The 17,618-nt window shown below is 72.4% G+C and carries 16 protein-coding genes; 4 read left to right on the forward strand and 12 right to left on the reverse strand.

Annotated elements, in window-relative coordinates:
• Positions 1-74: 74 nt before the first annotated feature.
• The 7 genes from fabF to ACLQ27_RS19690 all read right to left on the reverse strand — a co-directional run bounded on the left by fabF (position 75) and on the right by ACLQ27_RS19690 (position 6,843).
• Positions 75-1,301 (reverse strand): beta-ketoacyl-ACP synthase II, encoded by a 1,227-nt coding sequence (gene fabF, locus ACLQ27_RS19660; RefSeq protein WP_234589208.1) that lies wholly within the window; start codon positions 1,299-1,301, stop codon positions 75-77.
• Between the two features lie 2 nt (positions 1,302-1,303).
• On the reverse strand, positions 1,304-1,543 hold the full coding sequence (locus ACLQ27_RS19665) for an acyl carrier protein (RefSeq protein WP_007463517.1): 240 nt from the start codon (positions 1,541-1,543) through the stop codon (positions 1,304-1,306).
• Between the two features lie 86 nt (positions 1,544-1,629).
• A complete protein-coding gene (locus tag ACLQ27_RS19670; protein ID WP_234589205.1) occupies positions 1,630-2,574 on the reverse strand; it encodes a beta-ketoacyl-ACP synthase III in 945 nt (314 codons plus the stop codon).
• The gene (locus tag ACLQ27_RS19675) at positions 2,571-3,527 is read right to left on the reverse strand and encodes an ACP S-malonyltransferase (RefSeq protein ID WP_425868012.1); all 957 of its coding nucleotides are present in this window, start codon (positions 3,525-3,527) and stop codon (positions 2,571-2,573) included. The genes ACLQ27_RS19670 and ACLQ27_RS19675 overlap by 4 nt, the downstream gene beginning before the upstream one ends.
• A gap of 78 nt (positions 3,528-3,605) precedes the next feature.
• Positions 3,606-4,958, reverse strand: a complete 1,353-nt coding sequence (locus ACLQ27_RS19680; protein WP_425868014.1) for a PucR family transcriptional regulator — start codon at positions 4,956-4,958, stop codon at positions 3,606-3,608.
• On the reverse strand, positions 4,955-5,644 hold the full coding sequence (locus ACLQ27_RS19685; RefSeq protein WP_357496488.1) for a response regulator transcription factor: 690 nt from the start codon (positions 5,642-5,644) through the stop codon (positions 4,955-4,957). Before ACLQ27_RS19685 ends, ACLQ27_RS19680 begins: the two co-directional genes overlap by 4 nt.
• On the reverse strand, positions 5,641-6,843 hold the full coding sequence (locus ACLQ27_RS19690; protein WP_357496490.1) for a sensor histidine kinase: 1,203 nt from the start codon (positions 6,841-6,843) through the stop codon (positions 5,641-5,643). Before ACLQ27_RS19690 ends, ACLQ27_RS19685 begins: the two co-directional genes overlap by 4 nt.
• Positions 6,844-7,045: 202 nt before the next feature.
• Here ACLQ27_RS19690 and ACLQ27_RS19695 point away from each other — a divergent pair, with 202 nt between their 5' ends.
• A complete protein-coding gene (locus ACLQ27_RS19695; RefSeq protein WP_357496492.1) occupies positions 7,046-7,585 on the forward strand; it encodes a hypothetical protein in 540 nt (179 codons plus the stop codon).
• Between the two features lie 105 nt (positions 7,586-7,690).
• The gene (locus tag ACLQ27_RS19700) at positions 7,691-8,023 is read left to right on the forward strand and encodes a hypothetical protein (protein ID WP_357496494.1); all 333 of its coding nucleotides are present in this window, start codon (positions 7,691-7,693) and stop codon (positions 8,021-8,023) included.
• A gap of 35 nt (positions 8,024-8,058) precedes the next feature.
• Here ACLQ27_RS19700 and ACLQ27_RS19705 read toward each other — a convergent pair whose 3' ends face one another.
• Positions 8,059-8,709, reverse strand: coding sequence for a hypothetical protein (locus tag ACLQ27_RS19705; RefSeq protein ID WP_357496496.1), 651 nt, complete (start codon positions 8,707-8,709; stop codon positions 8,059-8,061).
• A gap of 241 nt (positions 8,710-8,950) precedes the next feature.
• Here ACLQ27_RS19705 and ACLQ27_RS19710 point away from each other — a divergent pair, with 241 nt between their 5' ends.
• Positions 8,951-9,589 (forward strand): copper resistance protein CopC, encoded by a 639-nt coding sequence (locus tag ACLQ27_RS19710; protein ID WP_425868017.1) that lies wholly within the window; start codon positions 8,951-8,953, stop codon positions 9,587-9,589.
• 171 nt (positions 9,590-9,760) lie between these two features.
• On the opposite strand, the gene gltX is transcribed toward ACLQ27_RS19710, so the two are convergent.
• Genes gltX through ACLQ27_RS19725 form a run of 3 tightly spaced genes read right to left on the reverse strand, consistent with a single transcriptional unit; the run spans position 9,761 to position 13,845 of the window.
• Positions 9,761-11,170, reverse strand: a complete 1,410-nt coding sequence (gene gltX / locus ACLQ27_RS19715; protein WP_425868019.1) for a glutamate--tRNA ligase — start codon at positions 11,168-11,170, stop codon at positions 9,761-9,763.
• 51 nt (positions 11,171-11,221) lie between these two features.
• On the reverse strand, positions 11,222-12,499 hold the full coding sequence (locus tag ACLQ27_RS19720; protein WP_425868021.1) for an MFS transporter: 1,278 nt from the start codon (positions 12,497-12,499) through the stop codon (positions 11,222-11,224).
• On the reverse strand, positions 12,496-13,845 hold the full coding sequence (locus ACLQ27_RS19725; RefSeq protein ID WP_425868023.1) for a GH1 family beta-glucosidase: 1,350 nt from the start codon (positions 13,843-13,845) through the stop codon (positions 12,496-12,498). The genes ACLQ27_RS19720 and ACLQ27_RS19725 overlap by 4 nt, the downstream gene beginning before the upstream one ends.
• A gap of 188 nt (positions 13,846-14,033) precedes the next feature.
• Between ACLQ27_RS19725 and ACLQ27_RS19730 the strand changes: the two genes are divergently transcribed.
• Positions 14,034-14,480: an SRPBCC family protein gene (locus ACLQ27_RS19730; RefSeq protein ID WP_234589259.1), complete on the forward strand. Its 447-nt coding sequence runs from the start codon at positions 14,034-14,036 to the stop codon at positions 14,478-14,480.
• A gap of 292 nt (positions 14,481-14,772) precedes the next feature.
• Here the strand turns inward: ACLQ27_RS19730 and aceE are convergent, their stop codons facing one another.
• Positions 14,773-17,511, reverse strand: coding sequence for a pyruvate dehydrogenase (acetyl-transferring), homodimeric type (aceE, locus tag ACLQ27_RS19735; RefSeq protein WP_357575127.1), 2,739 nt, complete (start codon positions 17,509-17,511; stop codon positions 14,773-14,775).
• Positions 17,512-17,618 lie beyond the last annotated feature (107 nt).

Below are 17,618 nucleotides of genomic sequence, written 5' to 3' on the forward strand. Positions count from 1 at the left end.
CGTGCCGAAGGGCCCCCTCGCGAGGGGGCCCTTCGGTGAAACCGCAGCTCGGCCGCTGTGTCACGGCCGCTGTCTTACGGCCGTGCGAAGACGAGCGCCACGTTGTGGCCGCCGAAGCCGAACGCGTTGTTCAGCGCGGCGGGGATCTCCATGTGGCGTGCCTTGTGCGCGGCGACCTCCAGGCTGAGGCCCGGCTCCGGGTCGTCGAGGTTGATCGTCGGAGGGACGACGCCGTCGCGGATGGCCAGGATCGTGGCGATCGACTCCAGCGCACCGGCCGCACCGAGCAGGTGACCGGTCATCGACTTCGTCGCGGCCAGCACCGGGTGGTCGCCGAGCGCCTTGTGCAGCGCGCCGATCTCCAGCATGTCGCCGACCGGGGTCGACGTGGCGTGCGCGTTGACGTGCACGATGTCCTGCTTGGCGATGTCCGCGTCCGCGATCGCCCGGGCGATGGCCCGGATGGCGCCCTCACCCTCGGCGTGCGGCTGCACGATGTCGTACGCGTCGGAGGTGATGCCGGCGCCGGCGAGGCGCGCGTACACCCGGGCGCCGCGGGCTGCGGCGTGGTCGGCACGCTCCAGCACCACGATGCCCGCGCCCTCACCGAGGACGAAGCCGTCGCGGCCCCGGTCCCACGGGCGGGAGGCGCGCTCCGGGTCGTCGTTGCGGGTCGACATGGCCCGCATCGAGCTGAAACCGGCGATCGGCAGCGGGTGGATGACCGCCTCGGTGCCGCCGGCCACCACCACGTCGGCCCGGCCGGCGCGGATGATGTCCAGACCGAGCGCGATCGCCTCGGCGCCGGTGGCGCAGGCGCTGGCCACCGTGTGCACGCCGGCCTTGGCGCCCAGCTCCAACCCGACCCAGGCGGCCGGACCGTTCGGCATCAGCATCGGGATCGTGTGCGGGGAGACCCGCCGCGGCCCGGACGCCTCCAGGATGTCGTCCTGGGCGAGCAGGGTGGTGGCACCGCCGATGCCGGAGCCGACGCTGACGGCCAGCCGCTCCCCGTCCAGGCCGGAGTCGGCGAGGCCGGCGTCCGCCCAGGCCTGCTGCGCCGCGATGATCGCGATCGCCTCGGAGCGGTCGAGCCGGCGCAGTCGGACCCGGTCCAGCACCTCGGACGGCTCCACGGCCAGCTGGGCGGCGATCCGGACCGGCAGTTGCGCGGCCCACTCCTGGGTGAGGGCACTCACCCCGGAGCGGCCGGCGAGCATGGCGTCCCAGGTCGACGCGACGTCCCCGCCAAGCGGGGTCGTCGCGCCGAGCCCGGTGACGACGACGTCAGGACGACTCATGATCAGGACTGCGCCTCGATGAAGCTGACGGCGTCCCCGACGGTCTTGAGGTTCTGCACCTCGTTGTCCGGGATCTTGACGCCGAACTTCTCCTCGGCGGCCACGACGACCTCCACCATGGAGAGCGAGTCGACATCGAGGTCGTCGGTGAAGGACTTCCCCTCGGCCACGTCGTCCGGGTTCACCCCGGCAACCTCTTCGAGGATCTCGGCGAGGCCGGTGGTGATCTCGTCACGGGTCATTGCGGTTGGTTCCTCTCATAGGGGGTTCTCCGGCGGCCGACCTCGCCGACCGCCGCTCCTGGAGCGCGTACGCGCCCGAGGGGGTTTCAGGGGCAGCGGACGACCTGACCGGCGTAGGTCAGGCCACCGCCGAAGCCGAACAGCAGCACCGGGGCGCCCGAAGGCACCTCCCGACGCTCGACCAGCTTCGACAGGGCCAGCGGCACGCTCGCCGCCGAGGTGTTGCCGGACTCGACGATGTCCTTCGCGATGATCGCGTCGGGGATGTTGAGCCGCTTGGCGATGCCGTCGATGATCCGCGCGTTGGCCTGGTGCGGCACGAAGGCGGCCAGCTCCGACGGGTCGACCCCGGCCCGTTCGCACGCCTGCAGAGCCAGCGGCGCGATCGCCGTGGTGGCCCAGCGGAACACCGACTGGCCCTCCTGCTGGATGTACGGGCGCCAGCCCTCGATGCGTACCGCCTCGCTCTTCTCCGGCGCGGAGCCCCAGACGACCGGGCCGATGCCGGCCGGCTCGTCGTCGGCCGTGGCGGTGACCACCGCGGCGCCCGCGCCGTCACCGAAGATGATGCAGGTGGAGCGGTCGGTCCAGTCGGTGAAGTCGGACAGCTTCTCGGCGCCGATCACGAGCGCGTTGCGCGACGCCCCGGCCCGGATGGCGTGGTCCACGGTGCCGAGGGCGTACGCGAAGCCCGAGCAGGCGGTGTTGACGTCGAACGCGCCCGGCGCGGCGATGCCCAGCTTCGCGGCGACCCGGCAGGCCACGTTGGGGCTGCGGTCGATCGAGGAGCAGGTGGCGACCACGACCAGGTCGATGTCGGCGGCGGTGAGCCCCGAGTTGGCCAGCGCCTTGCCGGCGGCCGCGGCGGCCATGTCGGCCACCGTCTCGCTGTCGGCGATCCGCCGGGTGACGATGCCGACCCGGTCGCGGATCCACTCGTCGTTGGTGTCCACGAGCTGGGCGATGTCGTCGTTGGTCACCACCCGGGATGGCTGGTAGTGCCCCATCGAGACGATGCGACTGCCGGTCATGAGTGTCCTCCGATGGGGGCGAGCGGTTGGCCCGGCGTGCCGTGGCGGGCGATCAGGTCCCGGGCGGCCGGCAGGTCGTCCGGGGTGTTCAGGGTGACGATCTCCGGGGCGCCCTCGCCCTTGAGCTCCCGCTTGACCAGACCGGCGAGGGTGCCGGCCGGGGGCAGCTCGATCACGCCGGTCACGCCGCGCTCGGCCAGCGTGCGCATGCACAGGTCCCAGCGCACCGGGGCGGTGACCTGGCGGACCAGCCGGCGCACCAGCTCCTGCCCGTCGGTGACGGCGGTGCCGTCGAGGTTCGACAACAGGAGACGGGCCGGATCGGCGGGGGCGATCCCGGCGGCGACCGTGGCCAGCGCGGTCTCGGCCGGGGCCATGTACGGCGTGTGGAACGCGCCGGCGACCTGGAGTCGGATGACGCGGGTCTTCGCCGGCGGGTCGGCGGCGAACTTGTCCAGCCCGTCCAGCGCGCCGGCGGCGACGATCTGGCCGGCGCCGTTGCGGTTGGCCGGGTGTAGCCCGTGCGCGTCGATCGCGGCGAGCACCTCGTCCGGGTCGCCGCCGAGCACGGCCGCCATCCCGGTCGGCTCCAGCGCGCACGCGGCGGCCATCTCCCGGCCCCGGATGCCGGCGAGGGTGACCGCGGCTTCGGCCGAGAGCACCCCGGCCACCGCCGCGGCGCCCAGCTCACCGACGCTGTGGCCGGCGGTGAGCGTCACGGCGTCCAGCGGCAGGTGCTCGGCGGCGAGCAGCGCCGCCGCGACGAGCAGCGGCTGGGTGCGGGCGGTGTCCTTGATTTCCTCGGCGTCGGCGGCGGTGCCGAGATGCACCAGGTCCAGCCCGGCCAGCGCCGAGAACCAGCGCAGTCGCGCCTCGGTGCCGGTCAGGTCGAGCCAGGGGGTCAGGAAGCCGGGTTTCTGGGAACCCTGGCCGGGACTAAGTACGGCGAGCACGCCTATGACTCTCCCGGATACGCGTGGGTAGCGCTGTGCCGAGGCCCACCAAACCGCACTAGAACCTTTGGAGGTTTCTCACAAAGATCGGCGGGGATCATCACTGCTTTGGGTGGATTTCCGGGCGGCCGGGGTCAATGTCTGGGTCGGGACCGCCGTGACCACCGGGACCACCGGATCCAGCCGACCGACAGTCAACGCCACCTGGAGGGCGAACGCGTCCCGCGGCGACAGCGGCGAGAAGCCGGTCACCTCGGCGATGCGACGCAACCGGTACCGCACCGTGTTCGGGTGCACGAACAACGCCCGCGCCGCGCTCTCCAGTGTGCCACCGGCGGCCAGGAAGGCGTCCAACGTCTCCAGCAACTCGCCACCGGCACGCACCAGCGTCGCGTACACGTCGTGGCGCAACCGGCGACGCGCCTCCGCGTCGCCGGCGAGGGCCCGCTCCGGCAACAGGTCCGCGGCCGGCACCGGCCGGGGGGCGGTCGGCCACGCCGGCGCCGCCCGGAAACCGGACAGCGCGGCCCGCGCCGACTCCGTCGCCTCATCCAGACTGGGTACGGCCGGGCCGACCACCACCGGGCCGTCACCGAACGCGTCCAGCAGCTTGCCGGTGGCGCTCAGCGGATCCGCCGCGCCGCCCAGCACGATCACCAACCGGTCGCCGTGCACCCCGCCGATCACCTCGACGCCGATCCGCCGTGCCTGCCGGTACACCACGTGCAGCACGGCGGAGACCTCACCGCCGGGGGACCGGCCGACCGCCACCGCGACCGGCGGCGCGTCCGCCCAGCCCAGCGCGGCGGCCCGGCTCGCCAGGACGTCCGGCGAGTCACCGCGCAGCAGCGCGTCGACCAGCAACGCCTGCAACCTGGCGTCCCACGCGCCGCGCGACTCGGCGGCCCGCGCGTACACCCGGGCGGCGGCGAACGCGATCTCCCGGGAGAAGCGCAGCACCGCCTCGCGCAGCAACTGCTCCTCGCCCTCGGCGGCCAGCTGCGACACCTGCTCCTCGACGACGTCGATGGTCACCTTGATCAGTGCCACGGTCTGCTGGAGGGTGATCGACCGGGCCAGCGCCTGCGGCGCCGCGGCGAACACCTCGTCGGAGACCTCCTGGGTGCTGTCCGCCGTGCCGCCGCCGTCGCGCAGCCACTGCACCAACGACCGGGCGCCCGCCTGGGCCACCAGCATCACCCAGGAGCGCTGGTCGGCGGGTAGGGCGCGGAACCACGGCAGCGTCTCGTCCATCCGGGCCACGCTGGCGGTGGCCAGCGCTCCCGCCGAACGCTCGATCCGGCGCAGCGTGGCCGCCAGCTCCCCACCCTCGGGCGTACTCACCGCCCTAGCCTGACACGTCGTGAGCAGGCCATCCACGCCGGCATCGGTCGGTGCTCCCGGGACGGCCGGTCCCGGCGCAGGGGTCACGGTGGCGCGGGCAGGCCCAGCTCCTGGGCCAGGATCGCCGCCTGCACCCGGCTGCGCAGGTCCAGCTTCGCCAGGATCCGGCTCACGTGGGTCTTGGTGGTGCTCTCCGCCAGCGCCAGCCGGTCGGCGATCTGCTGGTTGGACAGGCCCAGGCCGAGGCAGGCCAGCACATCGCGTTCGCGCGGGGTCAGCGTGTCCAGCGCGGACCGGGTGGCCGCCGAGGCACCGGGCGCGGTGGCCGCGAAGGCGGCGATCAGACGACGGGTCACCGAGGGGGCGATGAACCCCTCACCGCGCGCCACGGTGTGCACCGCCGCCACCAGCCCCGCCGCGTCGGTGTCCTTGAGCAGGAACCCGGACGCCCCGGCGCGCAGCGCGCCGAAGACGTACTCGTCCAGGTCGAACGTCGTCAGCACCAGCACGTCGGCGAGCTGGTCGGTGACGATCGCCCTGGTCGCGGCTATCCCGTCGAGGCGCGGCATCCGCACGTCCAGCACCGCCACGTCGGGGCGTACCTCCCGGCACAGCCGGACCGCCTCGTCGCCGTCGGCCGCCTCGCCGACCACCTCGATGCCCGGCGAGCCGCCCAGGATCAGGGCCAGCCCCGCCCGTACCGCCGGCTGATCGTCCGCGAGCACCACCCGTACCGGGGCGGCGTCGCCCGAGCCCGGCGCCGGCGCGGTCACCCGCCCTCCCCGGTGGGCAGCGCGGCCCGGACCTGCCAGCGGCCGTCGTGCGGCCCGGCGGTGAACCGGCCGGCCAGCAGCGCGGCGCGCTCCCGCATCCCGATCAGCCCGGCCCCGGCGCCCGGCAGCGGTGACCCGTCCGGGCGCACCGGGTTCTCCACAGTCAGCACCACCTCCGCCGGCCGGTACGCGATGGTCAGCTCCGCCTCGCCCGTGCCGTGCTTGAGGGCATTGGTCAGCGACTCCTGCACGATCCGGTACGCGGCGAGGTCGACCCCCACCGGCAGCGGACCCGGCGTGCCGTCGGTGTGCACCCGTACCGCGAGGCCCGCCGCACGGATCCGCTCGATCAACCCGTCCGCCTCGGCGAGCCGCGCCGTGACCGCCTCCGGCACCGCGCCGACCACGCCCGCCGTGCTCCGCTCACCCGCCTCCGGCTCGCGCAACAGCTCGATCATCTGCCGCATCTCGGCCAGGCCCTGCACGCTGCTCTCCCGGATCACCCGCAACGCCGACTCCACCTGGCCACGCTCCAGCCCTGGTACGGACAGCACGGCGGTGGCGTGGATGGCCACGGCGCTCAGGTGGTTGGCGACCACGTCGTGCAGTTCCCGGGCCATCCGCGCCCGTTCGGCGCCGACCGCCTGGCGGCGGTCCAACTCGACCAGCCGGGCGGTCTGCTCGGCCCGTGCCCGCTCGGCGGCGGCCTGGTCGCGGTACTGCCGCACGCTGATCCCGGTCAGCACCGGCAGCAGCCCGGCGAGCACCACCGGCACCCCGACGGCCGCCCCGCGCCACTGCCCGAAGCCGAGCACGCCGGCCACCGTCCCGATCGCGCTCAGCGTCGCGGTGATCCCCAGCAGCCACCGCCACAGCCGGGGCGGGCCGTACACGCAGGCGTCGTAGAGCACCTGCGTGTAGATCACGACGGTGCCCAGCGAGTTGCCCAGCGCCGTGTCCACCACGAGCGCCCCGGTCCCCACCGCCAGGCTGGAGCGGGGCGCGACCCGACGCAGACCGACGGCCACGCACACCGCCAGCAGCGGCGCCAGGAACAGCGCGGGTGGCACGTCCGGATGCGGAACGATCTGCGGCTGCATGCCCAGGCCGTACAGCACCAGGCCGCCGACCAGCGACGCGCCGGCCAGCGTGAGGTCCCGGCCGGCCGTGCCGGAGCCGAGCCAGGGTGGCGGTCGCATGCCCCGATCCCACCACAGCCGTCGACCCTCCGACTCCGACCGGGGAAGGAGCCCGCCGGCTCCGACATGCGCCGAAAGGGGTACGTGGAGCGCGCCCGCGGGGTTGGTCCGTCGAAGGGAGGACCCCGATCTCGTCTCCGGCGTCGAGGCCCGGGCTCCGTCGGTCGGCGACGCTGGGTGGCGACGACGGGGGGAGGTCGCCATGGTGGTCGCGGTGATCATCGGTTGTGAGATCGCGTTCTGGGTGCTGCTGGGCGCCGGGCTGGTGGCCCGCTATCCGCTGCGCCGGCCCCGCCTCGGCGCGGCGCTGCTGGTCTGCGTACCGCTGGTGGACCTGGCCCTGCTCGCCGCGTCGGTGATCGACCTGCGCCGCGGCGCGACCGCAGGGGTCAGTCACGGTCTCGCCGCCGCCTATCTCGGCTTCTCGGTGGCCTTCGGGCACTCGATGGTGCGCTGGGCGGACCAGCGCTTCGCCCACCGGTTCGCCGGTGGCCCGCCACCGATGCGGCCTCCCCGGTACGGCTGGGCCCGCGCCCGCCACGAGTGGCGGGAGTGGGCCAAGGCGCTCCTCGGCTGGGCTGTCGCGTGCGGCCTGCTCGGCGCGGCGATCATCTGGGTGAACGACGCGGAACGAACCCGTGAACTGGGCAACTGGATCCGCAGCCTCACCGTCGTGATCCTCATCTGGCTGGTCGCCTTCCCGGTCTGGGAGACGCTGTTCCCTCGCCGCCCGAAGCGCTGACCCCGGGGTACGCCGTGCACAGGCCGTCGGTCCCGGCCAGTACGGTGGCAGGGCACGTCGGGGGGAGCGCCTCCGCGCGTGAGTGCGAGCGTGAGGAGACCGGGGATGGCGCACGGGGAGGCCGAGCACGGCTGCGCCCAGGGCGAGCCCTGCCGGCTGGGGCACCACGACCCGCAGGCGGCGGGCAAGCCGCGCCGGCCGGTCGGCGGGGCGTCGGCGCACCCGGCGGAGTCGACCGGCGGCCGCCCGGCCGAGCGGGCCGACGACGACGTGGCCGTGCCACGCCAACGGGCCACCGAGCCGGCGCCGCCCGAGCCGGACGACGTCACCGGCTGCCGCAGCGAACTGCCCGGGTGGGCGGGGGCGCACCGACACGGCCCGGTCCGGCCGCGTCAGCGGGCCACCCGACGGGAGCGCCCGCCGCGCCGCTGGTGCTGACCGCGCGACGGCGGGTCTGACCCGCCGCCGGTGGGTCAGCGGGTCCGGCGGCGGATCAGCAGGGCGATCCCGGCGAGACCGACCGTGATGGTCAGCATCACCGCGACGTTGAGCAGCAGCAGTCGCTGCAACTCGCCGAGCGCCTCGTCGATGTCCCGCGCCGGGTCCATCGTGTCCTCCGGGAGCACCCGCTCGCCGCCACCCACGCCGCCACTGACCGTGTCGAACTGCCGCTCCAGCGGCACCCCTGCGGTGCGCAACGTCTCGGACATGCTGAGCCGCCCGAGGAACCAGCCGGCGCTGGTCTTGCGACCGTCCGGCTGCTTCGCCGGACGGTAGACGCGCGGGCCGCCGGCCGCCTTGGGGTACAGGTCGTACGTCTGCTTCGGCGTCTCGCCGGCGAGCACCACTACCGTGTACTTCGGACCGAGGTCGGCTGCCTTCGGCCCGGTCGGCATGCCGTTACGGGCGAAGAAGTTGACCTGGTCGATGACCGCCACCACGTGCGTGGGCTGGGTGTCCGGCCGCAGCCGCAGCGGCTCGGTGAGCCCTTCACCGGTGATGTCCACACCGGCGGGCGCCGGCTTGGGCGCCGCGCTGGCCGGGCCGGCGGTGCCGAGCGCCAGCAGTGCCGCCGCCAGCGTGCCCGCCAGCACGGCGACCCAGCGCCTCATCTGTCGGACCATCCCGCCTCCTCGCCCCGTTCGATGGATGGCTTCGTTGTGACGTCCGGGTCGGTCGGCCGGTGACGACACCGACCGGGCGGTCGGCCCCACTCTTACAGACTCCGCAGAACGTCGATGAAATGCAGCGTGTGGAACAGTATTTGGAACTATCTGCGATCTCTGCTCGACTAATGAGGAGCTGTTTGATCAGCGGGCGGATCGTACCCTTACGGAGGGGTTCATGGGGGGCAGGGTTACACGAATGGCACGGGTCGTGCCAGTGGTGCTCGGCGTGGCGTTCGGTGTGTCGTTGCTGGCCCCGGTGACACCGGCCGCCGCGCACAACTCGCTGACCGGCAGCGATCCGCGCGACGGCGCCCGGGTGGCCACCGCGCCCGCCCGGGTCGAGCTTCGGTTCCTGGCCAAGCCGGCCCCCGCTACGACGAAGATCACAATAACCGGACCGGACAATGTGGTCGCCGGCGGGCAGCCGACCTTCGACGGCAGCCGCGTACGCGTGCCGTTCAAGCCGGGCGCGGCCGGGCTCTACATCGTCGGTTACCAGCTCGCGTCCAGCGACGGCCATCCGATCAAGGGCGAGGTCCGGTTCACCCTCACCACCGGCACCGCCGCCGACCCGTCCGCCAGCCCCTCGGCCGCCGGCACCCGCCCGGCGGCAGCGCCGACCGGCTCGCCCGCGGCCGGGCCCTCGGGAGTCGACCCGTCCTCGGTCGGGCCGTCATCGGCGCCGACGGGCAGCTCAACGGCGTCCGCTGTGCCGGCGGCCTCGGAGCGGTCCGACTCCGGTGGCCGCTGGTGGCTCTGGGCGCTCGGCGGCCTGGTGCTGCTCGCTGCTCTCGCCGCCGGCCTGGTGTTCCGTCGCAGGAACCGGGCGCACTGATCAACCGATCGCCGCAGGCCCGGTGAACGGGGTGTCCGCGTCCCCCTTTGCTCTGCTTCAGCGGAGGCAACCCGTCGCGTCCGATATTCGGACACCGGGTGTTGCGTGGGTTGAAGCAGAGCAAAGGCGGCGACGCACAGGTACGACGCCGGCCCGCTGCCGCCCGACCGGTCAGACCAGGCGGAGCCGGGCGGCGCGCATCCGGGTCAGGGTGCGCTCGCGGCCGAGCACCTCCAGCGACTCGAACAGCGGCAGGCCGACGGTGCGGCCGGTGACCGCGACCCGGACGGGTGCCTGCGTCTTGCCGAGCTTGAGGCCGCGCTCGGCGCCGACCGCCTCCAGCGTCGACTTCAGCGACTCGGCGTCCCAGGACTCCAGCGCCTCGAAGGCCGCGACGGCGGCGTCCAGCAGGTCGGCCGAGCCGTCCTTCATGGTCTTGGTCCAGGCCGCCTCGTCGATCAGCGGCGACGCCAGGAAGAGGAAGTCGACGTTCGGCACGATCTCGCTGAGCACGGCGATCCGGGTCTGTGCCAGTGGCGCGACGGCGGCGAAGGCGTCGGCGTCGAACTCCTCCGGCTGCCACGGCGGCGGCGCGAGGGTCCCGGTGCCGGTCAGCCACGGCTGGCAGGCGTCGATGAACTCGGGCACCGGCAGCGCCCGAATGTACTCCCCGTTGAAGGCGCGCAGCTTCTTCTCGTCGAAGAACGCGGGGGAGGGGTTGACCTCCTCCAGCCGGAACTCGTCCTCGATGACCGACCAGGGCACGATCTCCCGGTCGCCCGAGGGCGCCCAACCGAGCAGCATCAGGTAGTTGCGCATCGCGCCGGCGAGGTAGCCCTCGTCGCGGTACGCCTCCAGGGCGACCTTGTCGCGGCGCTTGGAGAGCTTCTGCCGCTTCTCGTTGACCACCACCGGCACGTGCGCCCAGACCGGCGGCTTGACCCCGAGGGCGTCCCAGAGCAGCTGCTGCTTGGGGGTGTTGGGCAGGTGCTCCTCGGCCCGGATGACGTGGGTGATCCCCATGGTCATGTCGTCGACGACGTTGGCCAGCAGGAAGACCGGCGAGCCGTCGCCGCGGGCGATGACGAAGTCCTCGATGAGCTTGTTCTCGAAGGTGGGCTCACCACGGATCAGGTCGACGACCACTGTGGTGCCCTCGTCGGGCGTACGGAAGCGCAGCGCGTGCCCCGGCCCCGGGCCGAGACCGAGGTCGCGGTGGTAGCCGTCGTAGCCCTGGTACTGCGAGCCGGTGCGGGCCTGCACGTCCTCGCGGGTGCAGTCGCAGTAGTAGGCCCGACCCGACTCGTAGAGCCGGGTTGCGGCTGCCCGGTGCTCGCCGGCGTTCGCCGACTGGAAGTAGGGCCCCTCGTAGCTGCCCCGGGAGATGCCGATCCAGTCCAGCGCGGAGAGGATGCCCTCGGTCCACTCGGGCTTGTTGCGGGCCGCGTCGGTGTCCTCGATGCGCAGCACGAACACCCCGCCCTGCTGCTTGGCGTAGATCCAGTTCTGCAGCGCCGAGCGGGCGCCGCCGACGTGGAACATACCGGTCGGGGAGGGGGCGAAGCGCACACGTACCGTCACGTCCCCCAGCCTACGGCGGCCGGCGACCGCTTTTGGCCACGGCCCCCCGACTCAGGGCACCGAGCGGATCTTGACGACCAGGGCGCTGCCGACCAGGGTGACCGCGGCCGTGACCGCGTAGAGGGTCGGATAGCCGCCCAGGTGGACGACCAGCGGGGCGGAGAGCGCCGGGCCGAGCACCTGCGGCGCGGAGTTGGCAATGTTGATCACGCCGAGGTCCTTGGCGCGGTCGGTGGCCCGGGGCAGCACCTGGGTGATCAGGGCGGCGTCCACCGACAGGTAGACGCCGTAGCCGGCGCCGAGCAGCAGGGCGGCGACGATGGCCATCGGCCAGACCGGCGCGACGGCGAGCAGCAGCGCCGCGACCGCCATGATCAGGCCGGAGACGATCACGTAGACCTTGCGCCGCCCGGAGCGGTCCGACAGCCGGCCGGCCACCACCGCGGTCAGCATCATGCCGAGCGTGTAGAGCAGGATCAGCACCAGCAGGCCGCTCTCGGGGTCGGGGTGGTGCACCCCGTCGGTGAGGAAGTACAGCAGGTAGAGGGTGCCGAGTGCGTTGCCCAACTGGACCAGGAACCGGGTGATCCACGCCCAGGCGAAGTCCGGGTGTTGACGCGGGCTGATCCACATCGAGGCGAACAGCGCCCGCGCCCGCAGTGCCGGGCGGTGCGCGCGGGGCAGTCGGTCGTCGGGGGTGAGCAGCGCGAACGGCAGCGACAGCACCAGAATGGCCACCGCGATGGCCACGTAGCCGGCGGCGTTGCCGGTGACGACTGCGGTGACCAGCACCGCGCCGAGCACCAGCCCGAGCGCCTGCGGCATGCCCACCCAGCCGGAGACCGCGCCGCGCTGCGCTACCGGAACCCGGTCCGGGATGGCGGCCGTGAGGCTGGCCAGCATCGCGTTGAAGCAGACCTGGGCGGCGACCCAACCGACGGCGACCCCGAGGATGGTCCGCTGCTGGGCCAGCAGCACCAGCGCCGCCGCCCCGAGCACCGCGCCGCCGGCGGTCCAGACGTGCCGACGACCGAACTCCCGGCCGAAGATCCGCAGGCAGGTCCGGTCGGACAGCGCGCCCGCCAGGGGGTTGGCCAGCACCGCCGCCAGCGCGCCCAGGCCGGTGACCACCGCCAGCATGGTCTCCTTGTCGCCGGGCGCGATCCGCTCGATCTGCTGCGGCAGCAGCACCTGGATCGGGGTGAAGAACGCCATCCACACGCCGAGGTTGGCCGCGAAGACCAGACCGATCCAGCCGCGTCGCACCGGCACGATCGGCTCGGCGAGCGCCGCCGGCAGCGACGCCGGTGTGGGGTCGAGGGTGGTCACCGCGCCGAACCGTCCCGCGCGGCCGCGATCACGTCCCGCAGCCAGGTGTACGACGACTTCGGGGTACGCCTCTGGTCGGCGTAGTCGACGTGCACCAGCCCGAAGCGCTTGGTGAACCCCTCGGCCCACTCCCAGTTGTCCAGCAGCGACCAGACGAAGTACCCGCGGACGTCCACCCCGTCGTCAATGGCGGCCCGGACCGCCCGCAGGTGCCCGTCGAGGTACGCGATGCGCTCCGGATCCGCGACCTGTCCGTCGGCGTCGGGTACGTCGTCGTACGCGCAGCCGCTCTCGGTGATCTCGATGGGCGGCAGCGCGTCGCCGTACGTGTCCCGCAGCCAGCCGAGCAGTTCGCGCAGCCCGTCGGGGGCGACCGGCCAGTCGAAGGCGGTACGCGGGTAGCCCTCCAGCGGCACCAGGTCGAACGGCAGCGGCGAGCCCTCCTCGGCGGCCCGTACGCCGGTGGGGTTGTAGTAGTTGACCCCCAGCGCGTCGATGGGCGCCGCGATGGTGTCCAGGTCGCCGGGGTGAATGACGCTCGGGTCGAGGCCGGGCAGGTCCGGGTAGCCGCGGCCGAGCAGCGGGTCGGTGAAGAGCCGGTTGTGCAGGGCCTCGTACGCGGCCCCGGCGGCCCGGTCGGCGTCGCTGTCGCCGAGCACCCGCACGGGGGAGTAGTTGTTGGCGATCGCCACCGGGCTGGTGGTGTTGGCGCGCAGCGCGGCGACCGCGAGCCCGTGCCCGAGCAGTTGGTGGTGGGCGGCTGCGAAGGCGTCGAAGAGCAGCATCTCGCCGGGGGCGTGCACGCCCATGCCGTAGCCGAGGCTCATGTGGATGAACGGCTCGTTCAGGGTGATCCAGAGCCGGACGCGGTCGCCGAGGCGGGCGGCGGTCCGCTCGGCGTAGTCGGCGAAGCGGGCGGCGGTGTCGCGGTTGAGCCAGCCGCCGGCGTCCTGCAGGGGTTGGGGCAGGTCCCAGTGGTAGAGGGTGGCCACCGGGTCGACGCCGACGGCCAGCAGCTCGTCGACCAGGCGGTCGTAGAAGTCCAGGCCGGCGGCGTTGGTCGGGCCGCTGCCGCTGGGCTGCACCCGGGGCCAGGCGATCGAGAACCGGTAGGCGGAGACGCCCAGACCGGCCAGCAGCGCCACGTCCTCGGCGTACCGGTGGTAGTGGTCGCAGGCGATCTCCCCGCTGCTGCCGTCGCTGATCCGGCCGGGGGAGCGCGCGAAGGTGTCCCAGATGGACGGTCCGCGTCCGCCGGCCGTGGTGGCGCCCTCGATCTGGTGGGCGGACGTGGAGACGCCCCAGCGGAAGCCGGCGGGGAACTCGGGAATCGGTGCGGTAGGCATGCGCCCTCCCGGTCAACGTGAAACGTGTTCGGGACTCTAGGGCGCTGTCGATGAATGCGCCATAGGCCGGGTTGGCGCAATCCGCAATGGTTGATCGGCGTGTCTTTTTCCTAACCCGTCCGTGTAAGTCCGATTTAGCGCATAGAGTGCCGATATCGTGGGATGTCCTCACTGGAGGAAAGACGGAAATGATCCTCGTGGAACGCAGTGCGCACGTGGCGGCGCCGGTGGAAGTGGTCTGGGACGTCGTACAGCGGGCTGAGCAGTTACCGGCCTGGCTGGCGGGGGTCCGCGCGGCCGAAGTGCTCTCCGGAGAGGGCTTCGGGCGGCGGCAACTGGTCCAGGCGGGGCGCGGTTCGGCGCATGAGGCCGAGGTGATCGCCTATCAGGAGCCGACACTGATCGGCTGGCGGGAACGGGCCAAGGGTGCCGGTGCTCGTGCGGAGGCGCGCACCGAGATCTACGTCCAGCTGACCGAGGACGAGGAGGAGGGCGGGACGATCGTCCGACTCATCGTCGTCCGCTGGCCGGCCGGTCCCGTCAAGGCGGCCCTGTTGCGTCTCGGACTGCGTCGGGTCGGCGCCGACCTGGAGGACTCGCTGGCCCGGCTCACCGACCTGGCCGCCGTCGGCTGACGAGCGCCCATCCTCCTGGCGTCACCCGCCCCGGCGGTGGCCCGGCGTCCCCACCAGGAACGTCGGCCACCGCCAACCCATACCCACCCCTGCCCCACCCCTGCCCCGCCCCTGAACCGCGTCGATCATGGAGTTGTGGTGCCCGGAACGGGGTGACTTCACCGCTTCGTCCCCCACCACAACTCCATGATCCACGCGGTGGAGGGTGGGTCGGGATCCACGCGGTGGACGGTGGGAGCGGGACGCGGAAGGGCCCGGCGCCAACGCGCCGGGCCCTTCTGGTCGTGCTGGATCAGCTGTCGCCGCCGGTCTCCCCGACGGGAGCGGCGTTGACGTCGTCGATCGCGTACTTCTTGGCGGCCTCGGCCGGCACGGTGGCCGGCACCGCGCCGCTGCGGGCGAGCTGCCGCAGCGTGGCGACCACGATCGACTCGGCGTCGACGTGGAAGTGCCGGCGCAGCGCGTGCCGGGTGTCCGACATCCCGAAGCCGTCGGTGCCCAGCGACGTGTAGTCGCCGGGTACCCAGCGGGCGATCAGGTCCGGTACGGCACGCATCCAGTCGCTGACCGCGACCTTCGGGCCGTCCGCGTCGGCCAGCTTCTGCGCGACGTACGGCACCTTGGCCTCGGCGCCCGGGTTGAGCAGGTTGTACTCCTCGGTCTCCACCGCGTCGCGACGCAGCTCGGTCCAGGAGGTCACCGACCAGACGTCGGCGGCCACGCCCCAGTCCTGGGCGAGCAGCTGCTGGGCCTTGAGCGCCCACTGCATGCCCGTGCCGGAGGCGAGGACGTTGGCCTTCGGGCCGTCGACCTGCGGTGCCGGGGAGTAGCGGTAGATGCCCTTGAGCAGGCCCTCCACGTCCACCCCGGCCGGCTCGGCCGGCTGCAGGATCGGCTCGTTGTAGACCGTCAGGTAGTAGAAGACGTTCTCCTGCGCGTCCCCGTACATCCGGTGCAGGCCGGCTTCCATGATGTGCGCGATCTCGAAGGAGAACGCCGGGTCGTACGCGACCACCGCCGGGTTGGTGGCGGCGATCAACATCGAGTGGCCGTCCTCGTGCTGCAGGCCCTCACCGTTGAGCGTCGTCCGACCGGCGGTCGCACCGAGCAGGAAGCCCCGCGCCATCTGGTCGGCAGCCGCCCACAGCCCGTCGGCGGTCCGCTGGAACCCGAACATCGAGTAGAAGATGTACATCGGGATCATCGGCTCGTCGTGGGTGGCGTACGCCGAGCCCGCGGCGGTGAACGAGGCGACCGAACCGGCCTCGTTGATGCCCTCGTGCAGGATCTGCCCGGTCGTCGACTCCTTGTACGACAGGAACAGCTCCCGGTCGACAGAGGTGTAGCGCTGCCCGTGCGGCGAGTAGATCTTCGCGGTCGGGAAGATCGAGTCGAGGCCGAAGGTGCGGGCCTCGTCCGGGATGATCGGCACCCAGCGCTTGCCGAACTCCTTGTCCTTCATGATGTCCTTGAGCAGGCGGACGAAGGCCATGGTGGTGGCCACCTTCTGCTTGCCCGAGCCGCGCTTGACGTCGGCGAACCGCTCCGGACCGGGGATGGTCAGCCGCTTGGTGCTGGTCCGCCGGGACGGCAGGTAGCCGCCGAGCTGCTCGCGGCGCTCCTTGAGGTAGGCCAGCTCCTCGGACTTCTCACCCGGCTGGTAGTACGGCGGCAGGTAGGGGTTGTCCTCCAGCGCCTTGTCCGGGATGTCCAGGTAGAGCCGGTCGCGGAAGGTCTTCAGGTCCTCCAGCGTCAGCTTCTTCATCTGGTGGGTCGCGTTGCGGCCCTCGAAGTGCGAGCCGAGCGTCCAGCCCTTGATCGTCTTCGCCAGGATGACCGTCGGCTGACCGGTGTGCTCGGTGGCCGCCTTGTAGGCCGCGTAGAGCTTGCGGTAGTCGTGCCCACCCCGCTTGAGGTTCCAGATCTCGTCGTCGCTCAGCGGCTCGACCATCTTGCGGGTCCGGGCGTCGCGGCCGAAGAAGTGCTCGCGCACGTACGCGCCGGACTCGGCCTTGTAGGTCTGGTAGTCGCCGTCGGTCGTGGTGTTCATGAGGTTGACCAGCGCGCCGTCGGTGTCCGCCGCGAGCAGCGGGTCCCACTCACGGCCCCAGACCACCTTGATGACGTTCCAGCCGGCGCCCCGGAAGAACGCCTCCAGCTCCTGCATGACCTTGCCGTTGCCCCGGACCGGGCCGTCCAGCCGCTGGAGGTTGCAGTTGATCACGAAGGTGAGGTTGTCCAGCTCCTCGCGGGCGGCCACACCGATCGCGCCCAGCGTCTCGGGCTCGTCCATCTCGCCGTCGCCGAGGAACGCCCACACGTGCTGCTGCGAGGTGTCCTTGATGCCGCGGTGCTGCAGGTACCTGTTGAACCGGGCCTGGTAGATCGCGTTCAGGCCGCCGAGACCCATCGAGACGGTGGGGAACTCCCAGAAGTCCGGCATCAGCCGCGGGTGCGGGTACGAGGGCAGCCCACCACCTGGGTGCGACAGCTCCTGGCGGAACCCGTCGAGCTGGTGCTCGCTGAGCCGCCCCTCCAGGAACGCCCGCGCGTACATGCCGGGGGAGGCGTGACCCTGGTAGTAGATCTGGTCGCCACCGCCGGGGTGGTTCTTGCCCCGGAAGAAGTGGTTGAAGCCCACCTCGTACAGAGACGCCGAGCTGGCGAAGGTGGAGATGTGCCCGCCGACGCCGATCTCCGGGCGCTGCGCCCGGTGCACCAGCATGGCGGCGTTCCACCGGACGTACGCCCGGATGCGCCGCTCGACGTGCTCGTCACCCGGGAACCAGGGTTCCTGCTCCGGCGGGATCGTGTTGATGTAGTCGGTGGTGGTCAGGGGCGGAACCCCGACCTGGCGCTCACGGGCCCGCTCCAGCAGGCGCAGCATGACGTAGCGGGCGCGTTTGGCGCCGCGCTCGTCGATGACACCGTCAAGCGACTCGACCCATTCGCTTGTCTCTTCAGGGTCGATGTCCGGAAGCTGGCTCGGTAGGCCGTCGCTGATCACCGGGCGCTTGCGTTCCGTAGCCACAGGCGTTCCCTCGGTTGTGTGTGGGATAGGTCTCTAGCGCCATCCTGCCCCCTGGTGGCACCCGTCGTCACGTCTAGGTCCCCCCGACGCGATGAGCGACACAGGTA

Source organism: Micromonospora sp. DT63 (assembly GCF_049841615.1).
Taxonomy (GTDB): Bacteria; Actinomycetota; Actinomycetes; order Mycobacteriales; family Micromonosporaceae; genus Micromonospora.

Excerpts from the sequence above, each read along its gene's own strand:
- ACLQ27_RS19700 (WP_357496494.1), top strand. The coding sequence starts at position 7,691 with ATGGCGCACGGGGAGGCCGAGCACGGCTGCGCCCAGGGCGAGCCCTGC.
- ACLQ27_RS19665 (WP_007463517.1), bottom strand. The coding sequence starts at position 1,543 with ATGACCCGTGACGAGATCACCACCGGCCTCGCCGAGATCCTCGAAGAG.
- ACLQ27_RS19710 (WP_425868017.1), top strand. The coding sequence starts at position 8,951 with ATGGCACGGGTCGTGCCAGTGGTGCTCGGCGTGGCGTTCGGTGTGTCG.
- fabF (WP_234589208.1), bottom strand. The coding sequence starts at position 1,301 with ATGAGTCGTCCTGACGTCGTCGTCACCGGGCTCGGCGCGACGACCCCG.
- ACLQ27_RS19670 (WP_234589205.1), bottom strand. The coding sequence starts at position 2,574 with ATGACCGGCAGTCGCATCGTCTCGATGGGGCACTACCAGCCATCCCGG.
- ACLQ27_RS19730 (WP_234589259.1), top strand. The coding sequence starts at position 14,034 with ATGATCCTCGTGGAACGCAGTGCGCACGTGGCGGCGCCGGTGGAAGTG.
- ACLQ27_RS19695 (WP_357496492.1), top strand. The coding sequence starts at position 7,046 with ATGGTGGTCGCGGTGATCATCGGTTGTGAGATCGCGTTCTGGGTGCTG.
- ACLQ27_RS19705 (WP_357496496.1), bottom strand. The coding sequence starts at position 8,709 with ATGGTCCGACAGATGAGGCGCTGGGTCGCCGTGCTGGCGGGCACGCTG.
- ACLQ27_RS19690 (WP_357496490.1), bottom strand. The coding sequence starts at position 6,843 with ATGCGACCGCCACCCTGGCTCGGCTCCGGCACGGCCGGCCGGGACCTC.
- ACLQ27_RS19725 (WP_425868023.1), bottom strand. The coding sequence starts at position 13,845 with ATGCCTACCGCACCGATTCCCGAGTTCCCCGCCGGCTTCCGCTGGGGC.